The sequence below is a fragment of the Sulfobacillus thermotolerans genome (assembly GCF_039623705.1).
Lineage (GTDB): Bacteria > Bacillota > Sulfobacillia > Sulfobacillales > Sulfobacillaceae > Sulfobacillus > Sulfobacillus thermotolerans.
In genome coordinates this window covers 1,013,664-1,034,844 of record NZ_CP133983.1, presented here as the reverse complement: position 1 = coordinate 1,034,844, position 21,181 = coordinate 1,013,664, and the positions used below count along the sequence as shown (strand labels likewise).

Genomic DNA, 21,181 nt, shown 5'->3' with positions numbered 1-21,181 from the left:
GCCAACCTTACTTAAAAAGGAGAACACTGATGACAACCTTTATAAAAGCCACTTCCCTTGCTATTCTCTCCAGCGCTCTACTTGCCGGATGTGGCACTAGTACGGCTAGTGCTCCCCAGCCAATACAAGCCACCACCGCGCATCCGACGACCGTTGTCTTCTGGTATGGTCTTGGGGGCTCACTGGGTCAACAGGTGCAAACCATGGTTGCCGAGTTTAATCGCAGCCATCCTTTGATTCACGTCGAAGCCGACTATGAAGGGAGTTATAGCGACAGTGGTCCGTTACAACAGAAATTGCTCGCCGCCATCGTCGCCCATCGACCACCCGACGTGGCGCAGATTGAAGTCCATTCCATGCCGGTATTTGCCGCTACCGGGGCACTAGCCCCCTTAAATCAGGACATTAGCCGCTCATCCATTGACGGGCCCTCTCACTACTTGCCCGGGATGGCGGTCACCACAACGATTCATGGTACGATTTATGGCGTGCCATTCAACCGTAGCGTTCCCCTGATCATTTATAACGAGACGTTGTTCAAAAAAGCGGGCATTACCCAACCCCCAGCCACGTGGCCTGAGCTCATCCATGATGCCCAACTGTTGACCCAACATGACGGCAGCCAAAGCGTTTACGGATTTGCCCCACTGGCAAATTGGTGGCCATGGGAATCCCAAGTTTGGTCCGCGGGCGGTCACATTATGAATAAATCCCTAACCCAGGCCACTTTCGACAGCCCTTCTGGCGAAAAGGTCACCAAGGCACTAGCTGCGCTAATCCATGCAGGCGATGCTGAAGCCTTTCCCGGATCGGAAGGATGGGACAATACCATGACCGCATTCTATCAAGGTAAAGTGGCGATGATGGAAGATTCGTCGGGAGACCTCGGGTATGACGCCCAACAAATTGGCAATAAGTTTGCATGGGGTGCTGCCATGATGCCGAAAGATCCCGTCGAAGCCGTGCCCCCAGGGGGAGCCGATGCGGTGATTTTCAAAAACTCTTCAAAACAAGTCGCTAGTGCAGCATGGACCTTCATTCAGTGGTGGACAGCGCCTGCCCAAACCATGGCCTGGTCTGAGGCCACAGGATACCTCCCAGTACAGCAAGCCGTCTTATCCAACGCCAAATATCAGCAGTTTTTGGCCACCCATCCTCAGAATAAGGTGGCATTAGCCGAATTAGCGTATCAAAAGCAGCCCCCGCAGTCCCCTCACTACTTGGCCTTGCTCCAATATGTCCAAGATGCCATGCAGTCGGCGTACTTTACCAATACCTCCGTGGCCCAGGCCATGAAGACGGCCGCGCAACAAACCAATGCGGTAGTGTCCGGCCAGTAGACCCCCTTCTTGGGCAATGAACGAGCGCCATGGGCAACACCCTTGGCGCTTTTTATATAATTTTTGGATCATTCAAGCCTGTGGTCGAAATCCCTTGGATAAACCATTTTTGCAACAGCAAGAACAAAATCGTAATGGGGACCGTAGCAATGACAGCCGCCGCCATCAAATAAGGCCAATTCGTATAATATTGTTGCTGAAACATGACGACACCTAGAGGCAGCGTCCAAAAAGTCTCGTTGTTGGCCACTAACAAGGGCAACAAAAAATTATTCCACGATCCCATAAACATCATAAGCGCCAAGGTCAACAGCGTAGGAACGACCATGGGTAAAGCAATGCGCCAAAAAATCCTAAATCGACTTGCTCCGTCAATAATAGCCGATTCTTCAATTTCCCCTGGTACGTTAAGAAAGGCTTGTCGCATGAGGAACACTCCCATGGCGGAAACCAACTGCGGCAAAATGAGCCCCGCATAACTGTTAATTAAACCCAAATCCCGCAGAATAATATACACGGGCAACATAATAGATTGGAATGGAATCATCAGCATAGAAATAATCGCAAAAAAAACAACAGATCGCCCTCGAAAATTAATACGCGCTAGCGCATATCCCCCCATCGAATCCAAAACAACATTGCCCACGACAACACTGACCGACACTACCATGCTATTCCAAAACCAATGCCCCATGGGAACAATACTCCATGTTTTGACAAAGTTATCCCACAATGGAGGATGAGGAATCCATTGAGGCGGATAGACCAAGGCTTGGCCGAGAGATTTTAAGGATGTCGACAACGTCCACAGGAACGGAATCAACATGATGATTGCCCCCACTGTAAGAATCAGCAGATAGATTCCGTAAGAAATACGATTTAAAAGTTTTTCGGTTTGGGAACCGACCATCATACCAGCCTCCTCTTACAACACCATATCGGCGTGATTAATATTCAATAGGTTTGCCAAGCCACCGATTAATGAGCAACGTTAGTCCCAATACAAGCACGAATAAGAAGACGGTGGCAGCCGCTCCATATCCGACATGGCCATAAGAGAAAATCTCTTGATAGATTAACAACGCTATGGTTAACGTGGAGTTCAATGGCCCGCCTGTTCCCCCGGATATAATGAATGATTGATCAAACATTTGCAGCGTGCCAATCATTCCCATAATGACGATGAAAAATGTCGATGGCCTTAACAACGGCACGGTGATCTTCAGAAAGCGTTGAAATCCTGATGCTCCGTCAATGGCTGCCGCTTCGTAGAGATTTTGTGGAATAGCTTGGAGTCCCGCCAAGAAGACGACCATGAAATATCCCGCAGTACTCCATATATTCAAGATCATAATGGCAACCAGGGCAAAATGCGGGTTCCCGATCCAATTAGGTCCGGAAATATGGAATACCCCAAGAAAGCTGTTCAGGAGACCCAACTTGTTAAATATCCACATAAACATAATGGAAGCCACTGCCGAGGAACTAATCGAAGGAAAGAAAAAGGCCAACCGGTATAACGGTCGAGCTGGTAAGTGCTGGTTCAATATCACCGCAAAAACCATAGCAATAATCGTTTGGACTGGCATCACAACTGCCGCAAAGACCACTGAGTTTCGGACAGAGGTCCAAAAGAGCGGCATATGAAAAATCATGTCGTAGTTGTGAAACCCCACCCACCGCATATGATTGAGCAAGTTCCACGACACCCCGCTCAAGAAGAATGCGTAGGCTGCTGGGCCGAGAGAAAAGCCCAGCAGCAACACAATAGTCGGGAAAGTAAATGCGTAGGCGGTGGTGGTTTCCTGCCGCCGCCATTTCTTTAGTCCTCCGTTCGTGAGTTTTGGAGATCTTTTGAGGCTGAGCGCAGCCACCGTCAGTTCCCCCCTTGTTTCAAAATACTCTCACCCTGGCTTTGCAACTGCGCAAGAGCTGCTTGAGGCGTAATTTTTCCTTCTACAGCTAAAAGCGACACATTGGATAAGGTACTGTTGACATATTGGTCAAAGCCGTTGGGGAAGTTCCACGGAATGGCTCCTGGCAGTTGTGCCAAAATATTTTTGTAGATAGGGTGCGTCTGGTAATATGGCATATCCACCAACGATTTTCTCACTGTCACAAGCCCCCCTTGCTCCACCCACCGGGCTTCACCCGTTCCTGTTAAATATCGAATAACTTCCCACGCTTGCTGGGGATGTGCCGAGTCTTTAGTAATAGCCCAAGCGGTCGGGAAATCTAAGCTGACATTGCTGACAGGTCCCCGAGGCAGTGTTGCAATGGCAAACGGTGTATTGGGATAGGTGTCTTGCAGGTACGGAATAGCCCAAGCGCCCTCGAGAGTCATTGCCGCACGCCCCATTCCCAAAGCCTGCCCGCCCCATGTTGCTCCAACCTGAGAAGGCTGGGCAGCAACACCCATCCGATAAAGATGTACGAAATAAGAAAAACCTTGCAACGCTTGTGGGGTATTTAAGGTCATTTTGGTCATCGAAGCATTCATAACGCTTCCACCCGCTTGATAAATAAATTGGGCCCAACGCGGTTCCTGGGGCGTTTGCACAAGTCCATAGATTTTTTGACCAGGATTGGTAAGCTTTTGAGCATCAGCTTGCATTTGCGCCCATGTCGTAGGGGGGCCGGAAATTCCGGCTTTCTTGAACAAAGCGGGATTATAATACAACACCAGGGGAGACTGATCGCGAGGGAGACCGTATACTGTTTGACCTGCTTTAAACATGTTCATGGCTCCCGAAAAGAAGTCCGACAGCGAATAGTGGGATTGTGCAATGTACGAGTTAAGGGGAATGACCATGCCTTCCGACTCAAACGTGGGGGCTTCACCGCCGTTATTCAATGTAATAATATCGGGGGCATCTCCTGCTACGAATTCCGTTTTCAGCAATGTTTCATAATCTCCGGAAATAGGGCGGTAAACGGCATGAATCGTCGGATGGGCTTTATTAAAAGCGGCTAACTGTTGATCAATAATACCGTTGGTCACGTTGGTTCCCGCCCAACTGGCCACAACAATTGTGACGGGTTTTCCAGGACTCCCCCCAGTGGAACCAGCGGCCGCACTAGTGCCGCATCCTGCAAGCCCCGTCGCCACCAGCCCCATCATAGAGGCGACGGCCATGGTTTTAATGCGTACCATACATAACTCCTCCTCGCAGTATTTTTTCTTTTTTGTTGGTTCTGTCTTTTCTGATTCCAGTCTGTTAAGTTCTTTCGCACGTATTACCGCGGCACCCCCCCTTTCACATACGGGCTCCGACACACAACCCAACCCGTTGAGTTTTCGATGATGTCAATGTCGACAGCCGAAGCGCTCCGCCACATCCGCAGTGACAGAATCCCCACGCCAAGACGAATTCCTGTAATTTCCAATTGCGTCATAGATGGGGGGAGAACCGGGTCAATCCCAATGCTTTGACGAAGAGCATCAGGCCGAAGACCTATCAATTGTTCTAAAATAAATACAGGAATAGCTGCTGCCCACGCTTGCGGGGAGCAAGATACCGGATAAGGCACCGGACGGAGCGATTCTTCGCGGGAAAATCCTGCAAACAATTCAGGTAGCCTGTGCTGGTCAAATTCATCTTGCGCTCGCAACAGACTGTCTATCACCGCTATGGCTTCAGACAAATAGCCATAGCGCCGCAGCCCATAAACTATCAAACTGGTATCATGCGGCCATACGGATCCATTGTGATAGCTAAGAGGATTGTAACGAACCTCCGCACTCGACAACGTACGAATGCCAAATCCCGTTAACATATGCGGAGACACCATAAGCTGAGCCACAACATCCGCAATTTCTTTTCCTATTAAGTCACTCACCAGCACTTGGCCCATGTTGGAAGATGTCACAAGGCAGGGTTGCTTATGCCCATCTAAGGCAAGCGCTATGCGCTTGTCCGCTTGAACAAATTGTTGGTTGAAGCCGTCTTGAAGGCGAATAGCCTGCATACGCATGCGCTGCGCATGTCCGGTCATTCCTAACGCCGAATAGATTTCTGCCCAGTCCGCGTAGGCCCGGTGGGCATAAGCCTGTACTTCACACAACGCCACAGGCCCTTCAACCAATCGTCCATCCGCATACATGATGGAATCCCCAGAATCTTTCCAGCCCTGATTGGCAATCCCTTCCCGTGCCTCTTGCCAGTATTCAAGGAAACCGTCGCCATCGCGGTCGCCATACTCCTGCATCCAGCGAAAAGCCCGCTCGACATTGGGCAATAAGCTGCGCAGAAACACCTCATCGCCCGTCCAACGATAATAATCGGCCAGCAACATTAAAAATAAGGGGGTCGCGTCCACGCTGCCATAATAGGGAGCGAAAGGCAACAACCCTATGCGACTGAGTTCGCCATCTCGGACTTCGTGGACCACTTTGCCAGGTTGTTCATCCCGATCAGGCTGATCCTCTTGCCCTTGAAACTGTGCCATCGTCCAAAGCGTACCGCGCGCTACCTCAGGCGCCGCCAGTAACAACTGGCGAGCCGCGATCAAGCTATCACGACCAAAGGGCACAGCATACCAGGGGACACCCGCAACAATCATATTGCCATACCCAAGATTACTTTGCAGCATGCGGACATCTCTCAATCCTTGGTTATACCAAGCCGCATACCGCAAACACCCCGACACCTTGGGCATCTTCGATAGCCACTGTTCATGGGACGCCGCAATTCTCTCAAAGCCCTTGGTAGGGCCTGTATCCTCACCGCACTGACAGTCCACCGGATTTATGAAGACAGAGAACGACACTTCGATCTGGCCACGGGGTTCGAGACGCATTCGACCCTGCCATCGACGCTGTGTAGCGTCCTCTTTCGTCCCGCTCCACCCTGCCAGATCGTCTAGCTGCGCGAAGGTGCACGACACGCCAACCTCAGCATGCACGACTAACTCCGGGTCAAACCCTATCCCCGCTTCAACCAATGCTGCTTCGTAGCCTTTAAGACGATCAATGCTGACCACCGCGTCCAATCGGCCGTTCACAAGCCCTATTCGTTGGTGGTTTTTAGATAACAGATGGTTAACCGCAAGCTTAGCCCCTGCCACATTGTCGGTCATTACGTAGCCACAATGCTCGCTTAAAATTGGCAAATCAATTCCAACGGACACAAGACTCGCATCGGCTACTTCGCGCATATAGGGATCGTCCATACGCATTCCCATGACAATGACGCCTTCAAGTCGCCGCTCGGTGCAAAAGTCAATATAACTTATAAGTTGTTGACGAGCTGTTGTCGTACTCAACAGCGTGACGTCGTATCCTAAATCGGCCAGACGGTTATGAATTCCTGCCAAGACATCGAACAAAAAGTGATTGCTACCAGGATTTGCATTGAAGTCAGAAATAAGTAGCCCGACACTCTGCGTTTGTTGCAGCACCAAACTCCGCGCCACTCGACTCGGTCGGTATTTCAAATCTTTGGCGACTTGCAAGACACGCCGCTTAGTTTCTTCCCCCACATCTTCATATCCATTAAATGCATGCGAAACGGTGGTTACCGAGACACCCGCCGCTCGAGCTACGTCACGAATGGTCACAGGCATTGGCCCACATCCTATTCCGAAATCTTACAAACTTTGTCATCGCTCTTACTATAGACCATAACGTTATGGCTTTGCAATGCTTTTGCAAGATAATTCAAAAGTTTTTGTTGCCATCTAATAGTATTATCCTAATGGCTTATTCCATGGATACCGCCGTCGGAACAAACAGGGTTGGCACTGGCGCATGCATGAAGACATAACGCGCGACGCTCCCCATCCACAAATCGGCTGAAGGGGTACGCGTTTTCTTTCCCATCACTACCATGCTAGCGTGAACATCTTCCAAGAAGCGCACCATCGTTGGCCCTGGCTCCCCTTCCAAAACCGAGGACTCGCACCGAAATCGATGCTCATCCAATAATGCCTGCGCACGGCGGTGTTGCCGTGACCAAAAGAGACGGTCTGTTTCCGCCACCTCTTCGGCCCTAACCTTTGGGGGAATAATGGTAATGAGATGAACGCGTGTTCCTGAAGCCACAAAGCGGTTAATCCATGCAGCACCTTTGAGCGCCGTTACCGAGCCATCAATAGCCCACACCACAGGTCCCTTCTGTGTCGCCTGATGTGAAGACACCTTGTCAGACGCCCGAACGCCCGACACCACCGCGACTAAATCCCCTAACCAATAATGGCGAGCTATTGTCGCAATGCCTAAGTGTGCAGCCTCCGAGCTCAGCTCATCGGCCGTAGGCGCGTGTTGTAACGAGACACCAAGCCATTGATAAGGCACGAGCGCATCGTTCGACAAATTGGCCGTGATGGCATCAAGACCTTTGCGTGCCAACGCTCCCAACGACGTCACCGGCTGCACCATTTCTAAAATGGTCAATCTGCCTCCCACTTTCAGAACACGGACCATTTCTTTCAGACCCTCAAGCCAATCACTCATATTACGCAATGAAAATTGGGCCGTCACCCGATCGAACGTTTGGTCGGCAAACGGCAGGTGTTCTGCCGCGCCTAGCACCCACTCGACCGGGGCGCTCTCAGGATCGGGGACTATCTTACGAGCCACGCCCAGCATTGCCTCAGCTGGATCCAAACCCACGACACGCGAAGTCGGCCCCGCAGCTTTCGCCATTAGACGCGTGGCGGTGCCTGTTCCACAGCCCACGTCTAATATGTTAAGACCAGGACCCAGACGCATCTGGTCCACGGCAAAATGATGCCACGCACGAATCCCTTCTCCCGATAACAGATTGCTCCACCGGTCATAATGGCTGGCAATTTCATTAAAAAGCTCTGGCGTCTCTCCCATTTGCATATCCCCCAGCGCGTAATCGCCTTGCAATGATATTCATTGTACACAGGCCTCTCTCTCATCTGCACGGCCTGATGGGCCCCGTTTGACCTCACAGGGCCTATCCCCAAGGCGCCTTCTCATGCCGTGTTGCACCTTCATCCCGACCACGGCGCCGCCGGCACCGTGATCCATGTATCTGGGTGGGCACCTCTGACCACCGTTATTGGCGAACCCTTTGGCTATGAACTGGACTGGCAAGAACCTGGCAAGCGCGCCGTTGCTGGCCAACTCGGTCAAGTACAACAGCAGTGGAATGGCGACCTCACGGGAACCTTTCAGGTGCCAGCGTTTTTGCCGTCCATGGGCGAGCTGTCCGCAGGTCCCGCAACTCTTGATCTCGCCTATGTCTTTGTGAGCAATCCTCAGTCGGCCTTAGCCCCATTGCATTCGTCAAGAGGGGCGGGATTTATCACAATAGCACCGACCCAGTTTGTGGACACATCGTCTCCTGAGTGGTCGAATCTCGCCATAATTCCTCGCCACATCGCTTCGAACCAAAACGGTCTCTCTTTTGCTGCGCCAACGCCCTTAGCCGTCAACGGTCAACATCTCGTGATCCAAAGCGCTTATCATGGCCCTTTGTGGCAATCATACAATGGCGGACAAAGTTGGCAACCATTGTCACTCCAATCTCTGATTCCCCTAAGTAATGCCGCCGGTTTCCCAGCGGTTTGGCCGGGTAACTCCACGAGCGTTCAAGCCACCTCCATTACCTTGGATCCGGCCTATCCTCACAGTCTTTTTGTCGCCTTTAGCGGGGTCTTAAAAAAGTATGATCAGGCGCCGCCCGTCTACAATCTTCCCGCTTTCTCGACCAACGCAGGAGGTAGTTGGCAACTCGTCCCCGTTCCCTCTGGCATGGTTTTAGGCGACTTTGGCGGATTCTATCACACATCGCAAGCGGTCTATGCGCTTTTTTCCAACGGCTCCTTAACAGAGACCGAAGAAACATCTAATGGCGGTCAAAGCTGGTCTCAACAATCGTTGAGCGCTGCAGTGAATCATGCCACACTCATTTGGGGAGCGGTGCCCAACCAAAACAACGGGCAAATGGGAGGCTTTTCACCCCAGTTGGTCCTTTATAAAAATAACCAAGGCGACTGGACACCTACCGCCCATGTTGGCTTATTAGAAGGGCCCTCAGATCTTGTCCGTTTGCCTCATCATCAAGCTCTGCTCGTCTCTAGTAGCACTTCCTATCCCGTGCAATTTAGCCGCAATGGCGGAAAAACATGGCAGAACATTCAATTGCCAACACCTCCTGGCGCCACAACCCAACAAAGTCCTTACCAGACTTTGCAACTGTTGCCCAGCGGTTCTTTGCTCGCCGATGTGATTGAAAGTCAAGGACCCAACGCCTGGTTTGTGCTCCCTCCTCATGCTCAACAGTGGCAGCCGGTACCAGTGGCTCTGCCGCAAAATACCCCCATCACCGTCGGAAATAAAGGAATTTGGTGGAATAGCAGCAGTGCTGAAAGCCCACAAGCTCTTCCAATCATTCATCACGTGTTGGACAAAGATCTGTAACCGCACGTTCAGGCGGTAAAAGTGCGCGCCTTATATGTCGGATACCGCGACCACGCCTTTGTACACGCACTGGGTAAAGCCATTCTGTCAGCGTTACCGCCACGCGTTTTGGCTCGCTATCGACAGACTCACTTCCCAGTGGCCCGCACCGCTCGCTCCCATGCCACCGACGAACAGATTGTGCGCGAATTGCAAATTACCGCCGAAAGAGGGTATAGCCTCGACGTTGGAGAGTGGGAAGACGGCGTGTGTTGCATTGGCGCTCCCATTTTCCAGTACGACGGCACGATTTGGGGCGCAGTCGCCATCTCGATGCCAGAAAGCCGCTACGATCCCCGGTCGGAAGATACCGTACACTACCTCAAAAAATACGCGCAAGCCATGTCTAAATATTTAGGCCAACCACAATCGAGCCGTTCGTCAGTGCCGTTCTTATCTGGTCCATAGTTGCATAGAAACCCAAGAGATCCGTGATTGCAAATACCAAGGGGGGATTAATATTGGACGCACCGGTTGAGATGTACCGCATGATGTGCCTGATTCGTCAATATGAAAACCGAATGGCGGAAGTGTATGCCGAGGGCAAAAGCCCGCTATTTAGTATCGCCGCGGGCCCTGTTCCCGGTGAAATGCATCTGGCCGCCGGACAAGAACCAGTAGCCGTAGGCGTGATCCACCATCTCCGTGACGAGGATGTCGTCACGGCCCCACACAGGCCACATCATTTCGCGATCGCCAAACATGTCGATCTCAGGCGCATGACCGCGGAAATTTTTGGCCGCACGGACGGATTATCCCATGGAAAAGGCGGGCACATGCATCTGTTTGACCCGCGGGTACACTTTAGTTGTTCCGGCATTGTCGGTGCTAGTTTTCCGCCAGCCGTAGGCGCTGCCCTTGCTTTTCGCCACCGGGGGCAAGACCACGTTGCAGTCGCTTTTGCTGGTGAAGGTGCTGCAAATCAAGGAACCTTTCACGAAAGTTTAAACCTTGCCGCGACGTGGAAAGCTCCTGTGATTTTCGTTATTGAGGACAACCACTACGCGATTTCCGTTGCTAAAGACACCTCTACCGCCATCGCCAAAAACAGTGACCGGGCTGGGGCGTACGGCATTCCCGGCGTTTTTATCCGTGGCAATGATGTGTTGGCGATTTCCGAAGCAGCCAGTGAAGCCATCGCCCGGGCCCGCGCCGGCAAAGGCCCTAGCCTCTTAGAGATTGAAACCACACGATTTTTTGGGCATTTTCAAGGTGACGCCGAAGCCTATTTGCATCCTGGCGAAAAAGATACATGGCGTGCGCTTGATCCTATTCCGCGATTTCGCGACAGCCTATTCGCCCAACGCTTGTTAACAGCCGATCAAGATGTGGCCATTCAACAAGAGGTAGCAGAGCTTGTCGAGGACGCTATAGCCTTCGCCCGTGAGTCACCCGAGCCCCAGCCAGCCGACGCTTTAACGGATGTTTTCGCTTAAGTGACAAGGGGGAAATGTGACAATGACGACAACCATACGAAAATTAACCATGGCACGCGCTATTAGTGAGGCCATCGCCCAAGAGATGGCACGAGACCCCAATGTCCTCGTTTGGGGCGAAGACGTAGGCGTATACGGAGGCATCTTTGGCGCAACGCAGGGATTGTATCAGAAATTTGGACAAGACCGAGTGATTGACACCCCTATCTCCGAAAGCGCGTTTATTGGCGCCGCCATCGGGGCAAGCGCTGAAGGATTACGGCCCATTGTGGAGCTAATGTTCGTTGATTTCTTCGGCGTGGCGATGGACCAAATCTATAATCATTTGGCGAAAAATCACTATATGTCAGGAGGCAGCGTGACTCTGCCGGTTGTGCTCATGACCGCTATTGGGGGCGGCTACAGCGACGCCGCCCAACACAGCCAGACACTCTATAGCCTTTTTGCCCATGTCCCCGGCTTGAAAATCGTAGTCCCCCATTATCCAAACGGCGAAGAAAACTCACCGCGTTCTTATTGTAGATGAGGATTACCGGTCATTTGGCATGAGCGGAGAAGTAGCCGCGATTTTGGCCGAAGACGCGCTTGACTACTTGGAATGCCCTGTCCGGCGGCTCGCCATCCCAGACGTTCCCATCCCGTATAGCCGTCCCCTCGAGCAATTTACTATTCCCTCCACAACACGCATTGCAGAGACGGTGCGTGCCATGATGGACTAAATATCTCAATTCAGGCTTGGCCGCCGAAAGGTAGATGATGAGTGTGGACAGCACGGATATCACAGTCAACTTTAGCGATCAACACGACGCGGAAGCGGTTCTGGTTCACTGGGTGTATGATGAGGGAGCCTTTGTGCACGCGGGCGATATGGTGGCGGAAGCTATGGTAGACAAAGTCACCTTGGAAATTGAGGCACCTACCGATGGCTTCTTGGTTCCTCTTCTCGCCGCGAATGAGGTATTTCGATCGGGCCAAACGATCGGACACCTCGCCGCTTCTAAAAGCGATATTTCCTCTGCTATGCGAGCTAGCAGTCCTGGAGAGAAACAAAAAGAATTAGCCCGTGACCCCTTCATCCCAGCGCCTCCCGCGGTTCGCCGCTACGCCGAGGAAAAGGGCGTTCCCTTAGCCGAGGTTCGCCCCCGTACACCGGGCAAGCGTCTAAGCTTGGCCGATGTCGACCAATGGCTTCTCGAACACCAACGCCCACCAACCCTATCCTATTCCCCCTTTCGCCAAGCCTTAATTGAACACTTGACAGACCCCGGCGCTTTGCCGACAACCCTGCATCGACGCATAGCTCGGGGCATGCCAGCCGCTGAAGTTCTCCCTCAGATAGCATGGGCGCTCACGCAAACCCTCCCCCAATTCCCACGCCTTCACGGGTGGGCTGATGCCCAGGGATACACCAGCGCTCAAGAACTCTTGCTGGGCATTGCTTCCCAAACAAGCCAAGGGCTGTTGGTGCCTGTACTCCGTCAACAAAACAGCCTCGATGCATGGAACAAGGCGTTTAGCACCTTACGCACAGCTATACGCAATCAAACGCTTAACAGCCTTGATTTCTCCCCGCCGTCTTTTGTTATCAGCAATTTAGGGGCACGCCAGATCGAATACTTTACACCCCGACTTATGAGCCCCACCATCGCCATTCTTGGAATAGGCGCGGTCGACAGCTCCGTTCCCGTCTCCTTAACCTTCGACCACCGAGCCGTGGACGGAGCCGAAGCCGCTGAGTTTTTAATGGCGCTTGACAAAACCTTAACCGCCTATTTACTCTAACACGTTATCAACAAACAGATTGATGGCAAGCTACGGCTTCGCGAAGCCATAGCTTGTCATTAATTCATTTACCCCTTAATCCGCCATCTCACGAGAGATAAGGGGGCAGAGCTTTGCAATCCAGACAGATATCCGAAGGAAAAGAGGCCAAAAGTGGATGGGCGCTGGCGGTTATTGTCACCGGCGTGCTCGTAGCCGCTGTTGATACAACCATTGTAATTTTAGCGCTTCCTACCATGATGCGAGCTTTGCATGCCAATCTGGCCGACATTATTTGGGTGATTATGGCCTATCTTCTAGTTATCACATTACTCGCCACGCAAGTTGGCCGCCTTGGCGACATGTTTGGCCGTGTTCGGATGTACGAGTTGGGATTTTTGGTCTTTGTGCTAGGCTCCTTTTTATGCGGAATCGCGACGACAGAGACCGCAATCATTGGTTTTCGCGTGCTACAGGGCATTGGCGGGGCTCTCATCAGTGCCAACAGCGGGGCAGTAATCGCCGATACCTTTCCGCCAGAAAAGCGCGGGCAAGCCTATGGATTTACAAGCATCGGATGGAATTTAGGCGCGATCCTAGGCATTTTATTAGGCGGTCTCATCACCACCTATCTTTCGTGGCGGTATATCTTTCTGATCAATGTTCCGATTGGACTGGCCGCCGTAATTGTCGCGTGGTTTGTCTTAAAAGAACACGGCAACAAGCAGCCACGAAACTTAGACTGGTGGGGCATGATTTTGTTGGGAATAGGACTTCTCTTGGTTCTTCTAACTATGATTCATGCCACGTCCCAGGCCTTTACATGGCATCTCGGCATCATATTGTTTTTTGGAATTTTAGCGTTAGCACTGTTTGTCGTCGTGGAAACTCACCAGACTCAGCCCATGATGAAACTCGATCTGTTTAAAAACCGCATTGTCAGCGCGTCCTTGCTCGCTGCGTTCTTTCAGGCCATTGGGAATTTTGCGGTTTTGTTTTTAGTCATTATGTATCTTCAAGGATTGCGCCAGCTGACACCTCTCAATGCCTCCCTTTTACTCGTACCGGGCTACCTCGTCGGAGGGATATTAGGGCCGGTATCAGGACATCTTTCCGACCGTTTTGGGTCCGCTCTTCCCGCGACCGTAGGTCTCAGTATTGAAGCCATTGCTCTATTTCTATATGCCCACCTTGGATTACATACGCCGTTATGGTGGATTATCATCTTTAGTACAGTGAATGGCATCGGTAATGCAGGATTCTTCCCGGCCAATAATGCCGCGGTCATGAAAGGCTCTCCGAGCGGATCCTACGGGATTGCCTCCGGAATGTTGAGAACCTTTGCCAATATCGGTATGGTGCTCTCTTTTGCTTCCGCCCTCCTTATCGCCTCGACCCAAATTCCCCGCAACTTGGCATTTGCCATCTTTGTGGGCACCACCGCTTTGAAAGGGCATTTGATGGTCGCATTTAATCACGGGATCCATATGGCCTTTTACTTAGCCATTCTTCTCATGGCCGTGGCTGCCGTGTTTTCGTTGTTGAGAGGTTCCACCAACCTTGCACAAAAGTCCCCAACTTCCACACAGTAATTGGAGAGGCGTTCCCTCCATGTTCTAGGAGGGAACGCGCAGACGCCAATTTTACATCCGCCATACTTAGTCCCGCCTTGGTATGGTTTTCCCTGGATTCAAGAGATTGTGCGGGTCCAGCGCATCTTTAATAAGCCAATACAGTGCACTAGATTCCCCCCGTTCTTCGCGTAAAAAGCGTGTTTTCCCCATTCCAATGCCGTGTTCCCCTGTACACGTTCCCCCTTGCTCCCATGCATACCGAATGACCGCCTCATTGACCGCTCGCGCTTGATCCAGCTGGTGTGGATCCTCTGGGTTAATCCCCATCACAATATGATAATTGCCATCGCCGACATGCCCTAAGACCGCCCCTTGAATCCCCATACGATTTAATGTCTCCCGAGCATGTCGCAAGGCTCGTGGCAAAGCCGATAGGGGAACAGCAGTATCGGTTGTAAAAGGATGGCTTCCTCCAGAAGCGGCCAAAATATCCAAAGCGGCTTTGTGCCGGGCATGCCATAAGGCTTGGCGACGATCGGCATCCCATTCCACAGTCCAGTCGCTCGTGCCATGATCAGAAGCCACACTTCGGCACGTCTCCAAGTCTTCTAAGAGCGCATTGTGGTGATTGCCTGCTAGTTCCAAGAATAACGTAGGCTGTTCAGGAAATTCGGTGCCTTCGACCACATTCACAGCATGAATCGTTTGTTCATCCATCAATTCCAGGCGATTAGCGGCCACCCCGTGCATAATCATCTCGGTCGCGGCTTCCCCTGCGTCTTCAATCGTGTTAAATACAGCGCGTGCCGCAACCGTCAGCTGAGGAATCGCATAGACCTTTAAGGTCAACTCCGTAAGGATCCCTAATGTTCCTTCTGCACCGACAAACAGGCTCGTCAGTTGATAACCCGCCGACGATTTCATCGTCGGACCTCCTAGACGCATAACGCGTCCATCGGCTAACACTACTTCAAGCCCCAATACATGTTGCCGCATCGCCCCATATCGTAAAGCCTCAGTGCCCGCTGCATTCGTGGAAGCCATTCCCCCGAGTGACGCGTCAGCTCCGGGATCCACGGGGAAAAACAATCCGTAAGGTCCCAAGATTTTATTTAACGCTTGTCGAGTAATACCTGGTTCCACCTGCACCACAAAGTCTTCGGGCCGGACAGCCACCACGCGATTCATGTTGGCAAAATCAATAGTAATACCGCTTTGTAAAGGGATCGTATGTCCTTCCACTCCCGTCCCCTGACCGTAGGCAATCACGGGAATTTGGTACCGATATGCCACCTGCATGATGCGACTGACTTGCCGCGCGTTCGTAGGAAATACCACGACATCGGGTTGATGACCATGGTGATAGGAAAAGTCACGCGCATGTTGCGCTTTCACTGACTCGCCCGTGGACAAGCCATCGGGTCCGACAATCTCTATCAACTCGTCAATCCAAGTCACAATCTCAACTCCCTCAATTACAGCATGATTTCATCTATCATCAACCATTTCAGCAAAATATCAGGCCATCAAGCGTCCCAAGCGCCTCTGTATAGGCACTATAAGACAAATCCCTTATACTGTTTTGCAAGTAGTATATCGCACCATTAAAAGGGCAGGAGACCATTTGATGACCACCCAAGGTTCCTCGAACACCAGGCAAACTCAGCGTCTCCTCGTTGGCGTCTGGGCAGGACTCGCAGCGTTAGCGCCAGACGCTTTGTCTTCGATCGCCTACGGACCGCAAGAGATGATTATCCAATTGGAACCCGCAGGCCTTCGAGCCGAATGGTACATTTTGCCCCTGGGCTTCGTACTCATTTTCTTGCTCGGATTTCTTGTCTTCAGTTACCGACAAATTATCCAGTCCTATCCCAATGGTGGTGGCAGCTATGTGATTGGACAAGCCACATTTGGCAGTACTATTGGCATATTGGCAGGATCCTCATTAATTATCGACTATATCATGACAGTGGCCGTCAGTGTTACGGCAGGCGTAGACGCTCTAGTGTCCGCCTTCCCATCCCTTCAGCACGACATGGTGACCGCCGATGTCTTGATTATCGTAGCGATTATGGTGTTGAACCTTCAAGGCGTGCGAAAAACGGCACAGGTCTTAAGTCCCGTCACGTACCTGTTCATCGCCATGATCTTGATGATGGCGACAGTCGGACTGGTACATCCATTTCAGCCGATAGCCCCCCACCCCAAAATTTTTCCCTTGCCGTCGGCTTTGCCTTCGGTTGGCGTGCTAATGCTGTTGCGATCCTACACGTCAGGCTCGTCAGCGTTGACGGGCATCGAATCCGTGTCGAATGCCGTCCCGATATTTAAAGCGCCTTCGGCCAAATTTGCCAAAAGGACCGAAACATTATTAGGAATTTTCCTTGGCAGCATGTATGTCGGTGTTATTCTAGCAGCCTTAAGAGAACATGCGATGCCAACCGCACATATGACACTACTTCAACAAATCGCCCAAGAAACTTTTGGCCATGGCGTATTCTTCTATCTGCTATCTTTCGTCACCATGGCTATTTTGGCTATTGGCGCTAATACAAGTTTTACCGGCTTACCTCAGTTAGCCAGTTTAATGTCATGGGATCAATGGATGCCGCGCATGTTTCTCTTTCGCAATGATCAAGACGTGTATCGCAATGGCATTTTTGTCTTGGGAGGAGTCGCGGCATTTCTTGTCCTCCTGTTTAATGGCAATATTAATCGTCTCATTCCCATGTACGCCATTGGTGTCTATCTCAGCTTCACCATCGCTCAAGTGAGTTTAATCAAGAAAGCCCTCACCGACCGAAGAGCAGGAAAGCCCACAGTCCAACTGCGCGTGTTGCCCTTCGTTGCTATCGGATCACTACTGACGATGGCCGTGGTGATTTCGTCGATTATCTCCAAGTTTCAAGGAGGTGCCTGGATAATTGTCATTGCTATCCCTCTGATGATGTGGGGCATGGTCTCCATTCGGCGACGATATCGAACCGTGGATCAAATCCTCTCCCTCGCCCAGCCTGTACACATTCCTCCAAGCCGACCCTCAGCGGTTCTCGTACCCGTCGACACATTAAATCAACTCACCGTACAAGCATTGCACACCGCCCAGTACCTCGCACCTCAAGTCATCGCGTTACACATCGCACCTAACGAAGCCGCCGAACAGGAATTTGCGGCGGTCTGGGCCCAGTCCGATACCCACGGTTCACTGCATTTGCGGACAACGTCCGTTCAAAACGCCTCGGTGATGGAATCTTTGATGGCCTATATCGAGGACTGGCAACAACAAAATCCCGGCCAAGTCTTATGGGTTATTCTCCCAATATTGACCAGCAAAAATCCATGGGAAGGCTTTCTCTATAACCAATTCGAGAGATCTCTCCATCAACAACTGGTATTCGGTCACAATATCATGGTCACAACGATGCCATTTCCCTTGCAACAACCCTCGTTGTAATTTCCCCCTAAGACCATTTCTGATATCTTCATGCGAATACGCTACAATAACCTTAACAATTAGCCCCAAAAGCTATATCATCCGGCAGGAGGAAAACCCGTGGCCCAAGAGATCTGGAAAACATTTACTGACATCACCCCGCAGTCCATCGTAGCCCACAGCCAAAAGCGGGGTGAACCCTCGTGGCTTACAGAGTTTCGCCTTTCAGCTCTCGCCACGCTCAACGCAGATCTCGTCACCCCTTATTGGCCTATCCAAGGGTTTCAAAAACCAAACACCAATATGGCAGAGTCTGGTCAAACACACGCTGATGAAGCGGAAGTCGTTTACCAGCAATTAACAAAACGCTTAGCGCAGGACCAAATCATTTATGGGAACTTTTATGACGTCATGCGCACGCACCCGCAGTTACTGCACAAACTTTTGGGCCACATTCTTCCCCCCCAAGAAAGCGCGAGCAGTGCGCTTAATGCCGTGCTCTTCACCGGCGGTATGGTGTTATATGTCCCACCGGGAGTGACTTGCCCAGTGCCGGTCAGCTATTTTCGACCCCAGGGACACCCGGGTCAAATCGAGCGCCATCTCATTTGGCTAGACCGTGGTGCCCACGCGCAATTCATTGAAGGACGCCCCTCATTGGACTTTGCGCCGTCCCATCTCGTGCACACCGAAGTGCTCTTAGGAGCGAAGGCCACCTTCCAATACATTGCGGTGAAAAATTGGGCCCATACCGTATCCACTTGGGTAACAAAGCGGGTGGTTTGTGAAGCGGAAAGTCAGCTCACATGGGTCGAAGGGCATTTTGGCGGGGCGAAGACTTATGAATCCACGCAAATTATTCTTCAGGGCACACAGGCCAGTACTCGGGTCATCACCTGTGCAGTAGCCGAAAGCGACCAACACATCATCTACCGACCCACAATTTATCATTTGGGGTCACATACCGCATCGTCCTTATCGGTCCATGGCTTCAGCAAAGATGGGCCTATGCGCATACAGGGCGGTATCTTTCTTGCACCAACGGCTACCCATGCCCGCCTTGAGCGCGATGTGTTGTCGACGGGCCCACAGGCCACGGCCACTGAGGAGAATGTCTGGCTCACTTTGCCTGACGTGATTACAGGTCCCTTATGGACAACTTCTACACCCTCCCTATCTTGGACCGCTGCCAAACCCTTGACCCAGCCGTTTGTGGACCAGTTGCCTCTAGAGTTCTCCATTGAGGCCGAACGGTTGCTACGCCAAAAATTAGGATCCGAGCCTTAAAATGTGTCCCCGAGGCTATTTTCCAATTGGTTACTCCCATCATCGATGATATAATGGCAACATTTCCAAATAATGTGTCCTCGCTATCACACAGACATGAAATCCACACACGTTAATAGTGAAGGAGTGCAACAGATGCGAAAAGTCTTAGCCCTGACATCGTCATCCGTTTTACTCGGAGCACTTTTGGCCGGTTGCGGGACGAATGCAGCCCAATCTTCTAACTCCTCCACTGGTGCGGGCCACCCCATTCATGGAGGGACCGCGGTGATTGCGCTTACCAGCCAGCAATCCCCCAATTGGTTTTTCCCATTGCGATCAGCGGTCACGGATACGGTAACCAACGAGCAAGTAGAACTCATGATGTATAAGCCCTTAATTGCCGTGAATGGCCATGATCAACTCGACTATCAGCGTTCCCTCGCGCAGTCTATTACTTGGAATGCGGCCGGGGATGTTTACACCATCAAGCTGAATCCGAAATGGCATTGGTCCAATGGCACACCGGTTTCCGCAGCCGACGTCGTATTTTCCTGGAACGTCATGAAAGCGGCAAGCAATGCCAGTGCTCCTTGGACCTTTTGGGGTGAAGGCTTTGGAGGCTTCCCCAGCTTATGGCAAAGTGTCACCGCCAAAGGCCCATATACTGTCGTGGTAAAGATTGCTGCACCGCGCAACCCCGCATGGTTTGTGCGCAATGGACTAGGCCAAATCATTCCTGCTCCTGCGTCCGTCTGGGACAAATACCCCACCAACATGACCGAAGAACTGCACTATATCGCGTCATTGGCCAATTCACCGCTTAACTCCGCCTATCGTGTCGTCGATGGTCCCTACAAACTGAGTGCAATGTCGCCCAACAATTTCTGGACCTTTGTCCCCAACAAAGCCTATAGTGGGCATAAATCATGGCTGAGCAAGGTGATGTACCAATACGAATCGTCACCCTCTAGCGAGTTTGCAGCGCTCAAAACGGGAGCGATTAATGCAGGGTCGTTGCCGCCCTCCCTGATGACGTCAAAAGCTCAATTGACCAGCGACACCGAAGTCCCCGAATACGCCATTGGCTTTAACTACATTGTGCCTAACCAAAATACAGCCGCGCCCAACGGCATTGGCAAAGCCTTTCAACAGCTTCCCGTCAGACAGGCGTTGCAAATGGGGATCGATCAAAAAGCGATCATTCAAGATTTTTACCACGGCTATGCGGTAGCAGACGACACAACCTTGGCGCCATTGCCGCGTACACCATTTTTTAATCCGGCTCTAGCCAAATCGCCCTATGCTTTTAATCCAGCCGCTGGTAAAGCCCTATTGGAGAAAAACGGATGGCATGAAGTCGGGGGAATCATGACGAAACACGGCATCCCACTCAAATTCACTTTAATTTACGCCTCTGGAAGCACTGCCGGAACCGACTTGGCCGAACTTCTTAAGAGTGATTGGGCCCAAGAAGGGATTAGTGTGAGTCTCTATGCAGAGCCATTCGACGAAGTCGTCACCCACGGCGCCGCAAATGCCTCAAGCTGGGCCATGATCGATTGGGATCAATCGGTGGGTGGTTGGACCTACGGTACCGGTTATCCAAGTGGCGGCGGATTATTTGCGTCGACAGGATCAGAAAATATGGGAAGCTACGACAATCAGCACATGAACCAACTCATCCAAGCCACTTACGCTCCGGGTACGACAGCCCAGACCTTGCACAATCTTTACGCCTACGAGTCCTATGCCGCTCGGCAACTGCCGGTCTTATTCATTCCCGATCCGGCCGAAATCTTAGTGCATTCGAAAACATTACACGGGGTCTCGACGTACTTTGACCCGGCGGGGGCCCTATTTTTGCCGAATCATTGGTGGTTTTCCGCGACCCCTTGACATTGTGCAGTACAGGAGGCAACCATGCGCAGCCCTAG

17 protein-coding genes are annotated in these 21,181 nt (G+C 51.6%); 11 read left to right on the top strand and 6 right to left on the bottom strand.

Annotated elements, in window-relative coordinates; all coding sequences use genetic code 11:
• Positions 1-29 precede the first annotated feature (29 nt).
• Complete coding sequence (locus ORD20_RS05265) at positions 30-1,340, top strand: ABC transporter substrate-binding protein (protein ID WP_103376677.1); 1,311 nt, start codon at positions 30-32, stop codon at positions 1,338-1,340.
• A gap of 52 nt (positions 1,341-1,392) precedes the next feature.
• On the opposite strand, the gene ORD20_RS05260 is transcribed toward ORD20_RS05265, so the two are convergent.
• The 5 genes from ORD20_RS05260 to ORD20_RS05240 all read right to left on the bottom strand — a co-directional run bounded on the left by ORD20_RS05260 (position 1,393) and on the right by ORD20_RS05240 (position 8,163).
• Positions 1,393-2,253 (bottom strand): carbohydrate ABC transporter permease, encoded by an 861-nt coding sequence (locus ORD20_RS05260; RefSeq protein WP_242968639.1) that lies wholly within the window; start codon positions 2,251-2,253, stop codon positions 1,393-1,395.
• 34 nt (positions 2,254-2,287) lie between these two features.
• Positions 2,288-3,214 (bottom strand): carbohydrate ABC transporter permease, encoded by a 927-nt coding sequence (locus tag ORD20_RS05255; RefSeq protein ID WP_103376679.1) that lies wholly within the window; start codon positions 3,212-3,214, stop codon positions 2,288-2,290.
• Positions 3,215-3,216: 2 nt separating this feature from the next.
• Positions 3,217-4,494 (bottom strand): ABC transporter substrate-binding protein, encoded by a 1,278-nt coding sequence (locus tag ORD20_RS05250; protein ID WP_103376680.1) that lies wholly within the window; start codon positions 4,492-4,494, stop codon positions 3,217-3,219.
• 83 nt (positions 4,495-4,577) lie between these two features.
• Positions 4,578-6,905 (bottom strand): MGH1-like glycoside hydrolase domain-containing protein, encoded by a 2,328-nt coding sequence (locus ORD20_RS05245; protein ID WP_430626575.1) that lies wholly within the window; start codon positions 6,903-6,905, stop codon positions 4,578-4,580.
• A 136-nt stretch (positions 6,906-7,041) separates the two neighbouring features.
• On the bottom strand, positions 7,042-8,163 hold the full coding sequence (locus ORD20_RS05240) for a class I SAM-dependent methyltransferase (protein WP_158246388.1): 1,122 nt from the start codon (positions 8,161-8,163) through the stop codon (positions 7,042-7,044).
• Positions 8,164-8,292: 129 nt separating this feature from the next.
• On the opposite strand from ORD20_RS05240, the gene ORD20_RS05235 reads away from it, so the two are divergent.
• From ORD20_RS05235 to ORD20_RS05205, 7 genes are all read left to right on the top strand, one after another.
• On the top strand, positions 8,293-9,735 hold the full coding sequence (locus ORD20_RS05235) for a hypothetical protein (RefSeq protein ID WP_430626574.1): 1,443 nt from the start codon (positions 8,293-8,295) through the stop codon (positions 9,733-9,735).
• A gap of 21 nt (positions 9,736-9,756) precedes the next feature.
• Positions 9,757-10,182 (top strand): IclR family transcriptional regulator, encoded by a 426-nt coding sequence (locus ORD20_RS05230; protein WP_430626573.1) that lies wholly within the window; start codon positions 9,757-9,759, stop codon positions 10,180-10,182.
• 53 nt (positions 10,183-10,235) lie between these two features.
• Positions 10,236-11,210 (top strand): thiamine pyrophosphate-dependent dehydrogenase E1 component subunit alpha, encoded by a 975-nt coding sequence (locus tag ORD20_RS05225; RefSeq protein ID WP_242968641.1) that lies wholly within the window; start codon positions 10,236-10,238, stop codon positions 11,208-11,210.
• 22 nt (positions 11,211-11,232) lie between these two features.
• Positions 11,233-11,736, top strand: coding sequence for an alpha-ketoacid dehydrogenase subunit beta (locus tag ORD20_RS05220; protein WP_430626572.1), 504 nt, complete (start codon positions 11,233-11,235; stop codon positions 11,734-11,736).
• Positions 11,690-11,929, top strand: a complete 240-nt coding sequence (locus ORD20_RS05215; protein WP_430626684.1) for a transketolase C-terminal domain-containing protein — start codon at positions 11,690-11,692, stop codon at positions 11,927-11,929. The genes ORD20_RS05220 and ORD20_RS05215 overlap by 47 nt, the downstream gene beginning before the upstream one ends.
• Positions 11,930-11,972: 43 nt before the next feature.
• Positions 11,973-12,992 (top strand): 2-oxo acid dehydrogenase subunit E2, encoded by a 1,020-nt coding sequence (locus tag ORD20_RS05210; protein ID WP_242968642.1) that lies wholly within the window; start codon positions 11,973-11,975, stop codon positions 12,990-12,992.
• A gap of 113 nt (positions 12,993-13,105) precedes the next feature.
• Positions 13,106-14,563: an MFS transporter gene (locus ORD20_RS05205; RefSeq protein WP_103376689.1), complete on the top strand. Its 1,458-nt coding sequence runs from the start codon at positions 13,106-13,108 to the stop codon at positions 14,561-14,563.
• Positions 14,564-14,629: 66 nt separating this feature from the next.
• Here the strand turns inward: ORD20_RS05205 and ORD20_RS05200 are convergent, their stop codons facing one another.
• On the bottom strand, positions 14,630-16,003 hold the full coding sequence (locus ORD20_RS05200; protein ID WP_103376690.1) for an FAD-binding oxidoreductase: 1,374 nt from the start codon (positions 16,001-16,003) through the stop codon (positions 14,630-14,632).
• 169 nt (positions 16,004-16,172) lie between these two features.
• On the opposite strand from ORD20_RS05200, the gene ORD20_RS05195 reads away from it, so the two are divergent.
• The 3 genes from ORD20_RS05195 (at position 16,173) to ORD20_RS05185 (ending at position 21,143) form a co-directional block, all read left to right on the top strand.
• On the top strand, positions 16,173-17,999 hold the full coding sequence (locus tag ORD20_RS05195) for an APC family permease (RefSeq protein ID WP_103376691.1): 1,827 nt from the start codon (positions 16,173-16,175) through the stop codon (positions 17,997-17,999).
• A 99-nt stretch (positions 18,000-18,098) separates the two neighbouring features.
• On the top strand, positions 18,099-19,265 hold the full coding sequence (locus ORD20_RS05190) for a SufD family Fe-S cluster assembly protein (protein WP_103376692.1): 1,167 nt from the start codon (positions 18,099-18,101) through the stop codon (positions 19,263-19,265).
• A gap of 135 nt (positions 19,266-19,400) precedes the next feature.
• Positions 19,401-21,143, top strand: coding sequence for a peptide ABC transporter substrate-binding protein (locus ORD20_RS05185; RefSeq protein ID WP_103376693.1), 1,743 nt, complete (start codon positions 19,401-19,403; stop codon positions 21,141-21,143).
• The last annotated feature ends 38 nt before the right edge of the window (positions 21,144-21,181 follow it).